Below are 5,210 nucleotides of genomic sequence, written 5' to 3' on the forward strand. Positions count from 1 at the left end.
AAGTGTGCTCGCGCCCTGGGGTTAATAGTGCGCTTACTTTTAAATAGATTGAACTGTAATATTTCCTTACAAATTAGAGAGTTAATTAATTGCTATATATACAGTATTTACGGAGACTTATAAGGTGAATTTCAATAACTTGCAGTATGATTCTTTACACAGATCGTCTGTTTTATGCACTATTCTAATTAGAAAATATAGCTATGAATAATAAAGTAACGTTTTCATTTGTTTTTTTAATGACCCTATCGGGATGCTCCAGTCACCAGCAGCATACTCAGGTTATTGAGCAAGCCAATAGTTACGACATAGTTCATCAGTCTGGGAATAATAATCCTGATGTGAACAACAAAGTGTTACTAATTAATGAAGTCTCTATTAATGAACAGTTAGATCATATTGAAACCGGTCGTTATTTCGCCAAAGACAGCGGTGATAATACTTACTATATTTTTGATAGTAAGAATATTGATGACTCAAGTCTCGAGTTAACTAAGCTTATTGAACAGACTCGCTTAGCCAGCGATTACGGGTATGTTGGTGCTTATAACGCTATTAATACAGCTGGATTTATGGTCAGTAGTTCAACTTTGAACCCGAATACTACTCTGGCGTTAAACTCGATTAAAAATTTATATTATAGCCATTCAAAATATAATGATGAAAGATTGTTCATCATTATTACTGGTCATACCGACTCCTCAGGTTCGTGGCAATACAATAAGCAGTTATCACGAGATCGTGCCGACTCAGCGGCGCGCTACTTAATGGCACAAGGCGTTCCGAATGAAGCGTTATTACGTATGGCAGCAGGGCCTGATTATCCGATTGCTAAAAACGATAGTGTAGAAAATAAAGCGAAGAACCGTCGTGTGGAGTTCTTTATTACTCATGATGTGAATTTCATTAGTGATTACTATCGTTCAGCACCTTGCTTCTCTAATGGCTGTGAATCCAGAGAGCTTCAGGCTGTTGGTTATGCACGTGATGGCAAGGTCACGACGAACTCTCGTCACATTCCAACCGAACTGAAAACAATTCGTGTGGCGAAAGAGCCAAAAGAAGTTCGCAGTTTTGAAGCTGAAGAGTTACAGCAAGAGCGTACCCAGTCTGAAAAAAACATTCGTTATCGTTCTTTGTCGCTGCCGCCAACGCGTGGTTAAACGACACTTCGTTACATCATAGGCAAAACCAAGGTAGAAGGATTTATCTAGGTTTCGTAATTTTGGCTCTTAGTATAGATAGTTATTGGGCATGAATAAGCAATATTTTTATTATTTACTTTTAATATTGGCACTATCAGGCTGCTCTTCTCCTGAGCGTGTGGATTATATAGATAAAGAAAACCAACCAGTCGAGGGTATGCAAGAGACCGCTTTAACTCGCAAAGAAGAGGCGCTTTCTGAGGTAGAAAAGGACTTTTCTTGGGTGGCTGAAGTGGGTGATGATGAGCTGTACTTTCCTGTTGAGAAGGCGGGGGGCTATGTGCATTTCTACCCAAGCCAGCAGGCAGGGGAGCCGCTTAATGAACTGGGAGATGGGATTGCGATTTTACGTAATTTATCGGCCAGCTCTGGCTTTGCCGTTAATAGCGATAAGTTGAATAGTGACATAAAAGCTCAGCTAGCCGAGGTTGCGGTGACTTATCATGAAAGGCAAGCGGCGCGTGATAATCAGCTTTTAGTGATTACTGGTCATACTGATGCGTCTGGCTCATGGGCTCATAATATTGATTTATCGCTAAGGCGAGCACTGTCAACCGCTCGTTACCTAGAGCAGCAAGGAGTGCTACATAATTCACTCGTTTTGATCGCGGGTGGTCCTGATTATCCTATCGCAAAAAATAACAGTCAAAGTAATAAGGCCCGCAATCGCCGTGTGGAGATCTTGATGACTGAAAATGAGCAGTTTGCTTCTCACTTATACCGTCATTATCGCTGCGCCGGGCAATCATGTAATGCTCGTTCTATGGAAGTATGGGCTTATTCCCGTGATAAGAAAGTGAGTAGTGATCTACGTGACTTTGAGTCTTTTAGTGAGCTTCGTTCTGATTTGGAGCTATTGGCAAAAGAACGTACGGGGCCACAAGTAAGAAGAACCTTTAGAAAGGCACCATTTTCGGTGTTTATATACCGAGAGTTCGATATAAAAAAATATATTAGTAAATAGAATTAGAAGATTTTACTACTTTAATATTTAATCATTTTGATACGTTAGGGCGAGAAATATACATGCAACAGGTGAAAACGGATATTGAAAAATTTATGGTGCAGCGACCGCTTGAAAGTGCGGTTATAGCCAAGGACCTTAGTCAGGATATTCAGCGTAAGGTTCGTGAGGAAGTGGAAGCTGCAGAGCAAACGAACTTGGTTGTTACTGACCATAATTCACACACCAATGGAATGCTATCTGTTATTCGCGATCCTCTTGAGCATTTGGGGCGTTGGTACTCTGATTTTTCTCAATTGCAAACTCGTTTACGTAAACATGCTGATGAGTCAGCATACATGAAGAAAGATACTGAGTATCAGCAAGTTTGTAACACGAAAGCCGATGCTTTAGCGGCGAAAAAAACCAGCTATGTTCAGGAAAGTGGCTATCAAGATGCGAAAGATGAGTTAGAAAAAACCAAAACGCGTTACGATAAAATGTTTAATTCTGCCGGTGGTAAGCCGCCGAGAAAAGTGAACCCGCTGATTTACTCGCTGGGTCTGCTTATTCCTAGTGTGCCAGAGTTTTGGATGAACTATGAAACGTTAGGTGAACTGCTGAATATTCCTCTGTTTGCTTTAGCGTTAGCGTTTGTGAGTGCCATTGTTACTGCGGCAGCGGCTCACTTTCATGGCAAGTTCTTAAAACAACGTTTAGAGCTGATGGGACCGGATGTTGAATCTCGTGAAAAGCGACAACACTATCGAATGCAGGCTTTTGCTTGGTTGGCGTTAATTTCGATTACGGTCGGTATCTTAATGGTTCGTTATCAAGCGATTGCTCGTGAATTAGCCGCGGTTGATATGGGTATGTGGGGCGATGCATCGGCATCTCAAGAGTCGGCAATGATGCTGTTATTCCCATTCATCATTTTCTCTATTGCACCTTGGTTTATCAGTATGTTCTGTGCCTATGTGTTAAATGATGCCAAACCATCTTACCAGGAAGCGCAAAAAGATTTCACCAGTGCTCGTGAGCGTTTTAACCGTTTGGATAAGGGTTTGAATAAAGAGTTAAACCAGGTTGAAGCGAAATTTTCTAAGCAGATCGCTGAGCTAGCGAATGCGCAAGAAGCTGAATTGATGGAATTGAAAAAGATTGAGCGTTTGCAAGAAGAGTTGGCCAATCATGCTGATGGTATTCTTGGTCAGGTGCATAAAGAGGTTAACCGCAACTTACGTACTTACCACAATAATCTAGTGATGCAGCTTCGTGCTAAGCAGCTTGAGGAAGTGAAAATTGGTGCGGAGATGAAGAGTTTAGATACTTACTACAAGCATGATATTGCGATTAGTAAAGACCAATTAATGAATATGGTTGCGTAATTCCATGAAAAATATGATGAATAAAATTAAATCTGCCGCGCTACTGACTGCGCTGTGTGCGCCACAAGCTTTTGCTTCTGGGATGATTAATACGGGTGGCTTTGATGCTGCTAAGTACTGTCTTAGTGAGGGGGCGCCTCGTCAAACTTATTTGGTGATTGATACGACGTCCATTCCAAACAATAGTGCCAGTTGGGCGCAAGATATTATGCAAACTCTACCGCCGTCATATTTGCCAAGTGAAGAGATTGGTATCTATTATCTTTCTCCAAATGGCGATATGTCTCATGCCTTTACGACTTGTTTTCCTAATGTGAATGCATTAGAAAGCGGCGGTTTATTGCGAGCGGCTCCTGAACGCGTTATCCGTGATGATATGCCAAAGTTGACGCGTTTAATGCAACGTGGATTAGGTGAAGCGATGCAGGCGAGTCCTCATACAGCACAACCGGATTATGACCGTGCTGTGCCTGAAAAGGATTTAGCGCGTAGTTTGTTTCAAGTGACTAATGATATCCGTTTGAACTCAACACCAATTCGTTTGGTAGTTTATTCTGATGGCATTCAAAATAGCTCAGATGTTTCATTAACGGACTTAAGTGATAGCGATGCAGCAAAAGAAGCGGGTATTGTTCTAGCGGGCAAGCACAATGCTAACTTTAATAATGCGACGGTGTATTTCCACGGGATTGATTCAACGGGTGTGCGTAATGCTCACTTAGCTGCGTTTTGGGAAAGTTACTTGCAAGCTAGTGCTGGTCACTTGAAGAGTTTTTCTTCTAACTTACCAGGTATGAATCGCACGCAATATAATATGCCGGCTATTTCTGACAGTTACTCTGGTGTGATTAAGTCTCAAGGCGTTGAAACGCTGTTTAAATTGCGTATTGAGCGCCCGGAAGGTTTGTCTCGTGGTGAAATTAATCAAGCGTTTGCGAGTATTAATGGCTACGGCATGATGCTAAATGGCAGCTTTGAAATGAAAGGTAATAAGGTTGAGTACAAACTGGAGATTGTTCAGCATCACTCAGGGCTTGATTTTGAATCGGGTGATAGCATTGTTTTGACAGAGAGTGGACAAAAGGCGTCTGGCTTTATTGGTGATTTGAATCCATCGACAATGCAAGCGGATACCAACAATAAGTTCCAGTTCGATCTTGTGTTGGAAAAAGATAACTTCTTAATGTTCTAAATCTTGTAAGCGCTTTTCGTTTCGAAAGCGCTTTAAGGTATTACAAATAGCCTAATTCATACCTCAACGATCGATGTTGAAGTGTATCGATTAGGCTTTCTTTTGGTTCATCGCGGCTTTCCGGGGAAAGCCGCTTTTATCTTCAAGAAGAAGTAGTCGGTATCTCGATACCCATACCCCATTCGCTTGATTAGCTTTATCTTGTTGTTTATCCCTTCCAATGTGCAGGTGTTGAGCGGATAACTTGCCGATGCGATAATGCCGTGAAGATAAGGACTCAGTTTTCGTGCGAACTCTTTCAATGGCTTAATTCCACTCTCTTGTACTTGTGCCCACCACGCCTCCCAGAGCTCTTTAGCATGCGCTTCTGATTCACAATACCAAAGCTCTTTGAGTTGTGCTCCGAGTATATAAGTGGTCATTAAATCCTTATTGATATTCAATATTTCTGTAAGATAGCTGTGGCTTTGTTTCCTAAATCA

Annotated in this window: 4 protein-coding genes and 1 pseudogene; 4 read left to right on the forward strand and 1 reads right to left on the reverse strand. The window is 41.6% G+C overall.

Annotated elements, in window-relative coordinates:
• Nucleotides 1–203 precede the first annotated feature (203 nt).
• The 4 genes from AB4384_RS23185 (at nucleotide 204) to AB4384_RS23200 (ending at nucleotide 4,728) form a co-directional block, all read left to right on the forward strand.
• A complete protein-coding gene (locus AB4384_RS23185; RefSeq protein ID WP_372130176.1) occupies nucleotides 204–1,163 on the forward strand; it encodes an OmpA family protein in 960 nt (319 codons plus the stop codon).
• A gap of 91 nt (nucleotides 1,164–1,254) precedes the next feature.
• On the forward strand, nucleotides 1,255–2,169 hold the full coding sequence (locus AB4384_RS23190; RefSeq protein WP_102319821.1) for an OmpA family protein: 915 nt from the start codon (nucleotides 1,255–1,257) through the stop codon (nucleotides 2,167–2,169).
• Nucleotides 2,170–2,231: 62 nt separating this feature from the next.
• On the forward strand, nucleotides 2,232–3,536 hold the full coding sequence (locus tag AB4384_RS23195; protein ID WP_372127191.1) for a hypothetical protein: 1,305 nt from the start codon (nucleotides 2,232–2,234) through the stop codon (nucleotides 3,534–3,536).
• Nucleotides 3,537–3,549: 13 nt separating this feature from the next.
• The gene (locus AB4384_RS23200; RefSeq protein ID WP_372130177.1) at nucleotides 3,550–4,728 is read left to right on the forward strand and encodes a hypothetical protein; all 1,179 of its coding nucleotides are present in this window, start codon (nucleotides 3,550–3,552) and stop codon (nucleotides 4,726–4,728) included.
• 107 nt (nucleotides 4,729–4,835) lie between these two features.
• Here the strand turns inward: AB4384_RS23200 and AB4384_RS23205 are convergent.
• Nucleotides 4,836–5,198: pseudogene (locus AB4384_RS23205) on the reverse strand (transposase); the annotation flags it as partial.
• Between the last annotated feature and the right edge of the window lie 12 nt (nucleotides 5,199–5,210).

The sequence above is a fragment of the Vibrio sp. 10N.261.51.A4 genome (assembly GCF_041471945.1).
In the GTDB taxonomy this organism is placed as follows: Bacteria; Pseudomonadota; Gammaproteobacteria; order Enterobacterales; family Vibrionaceae; genus Vibrio; species Vibrio crassostreae_C.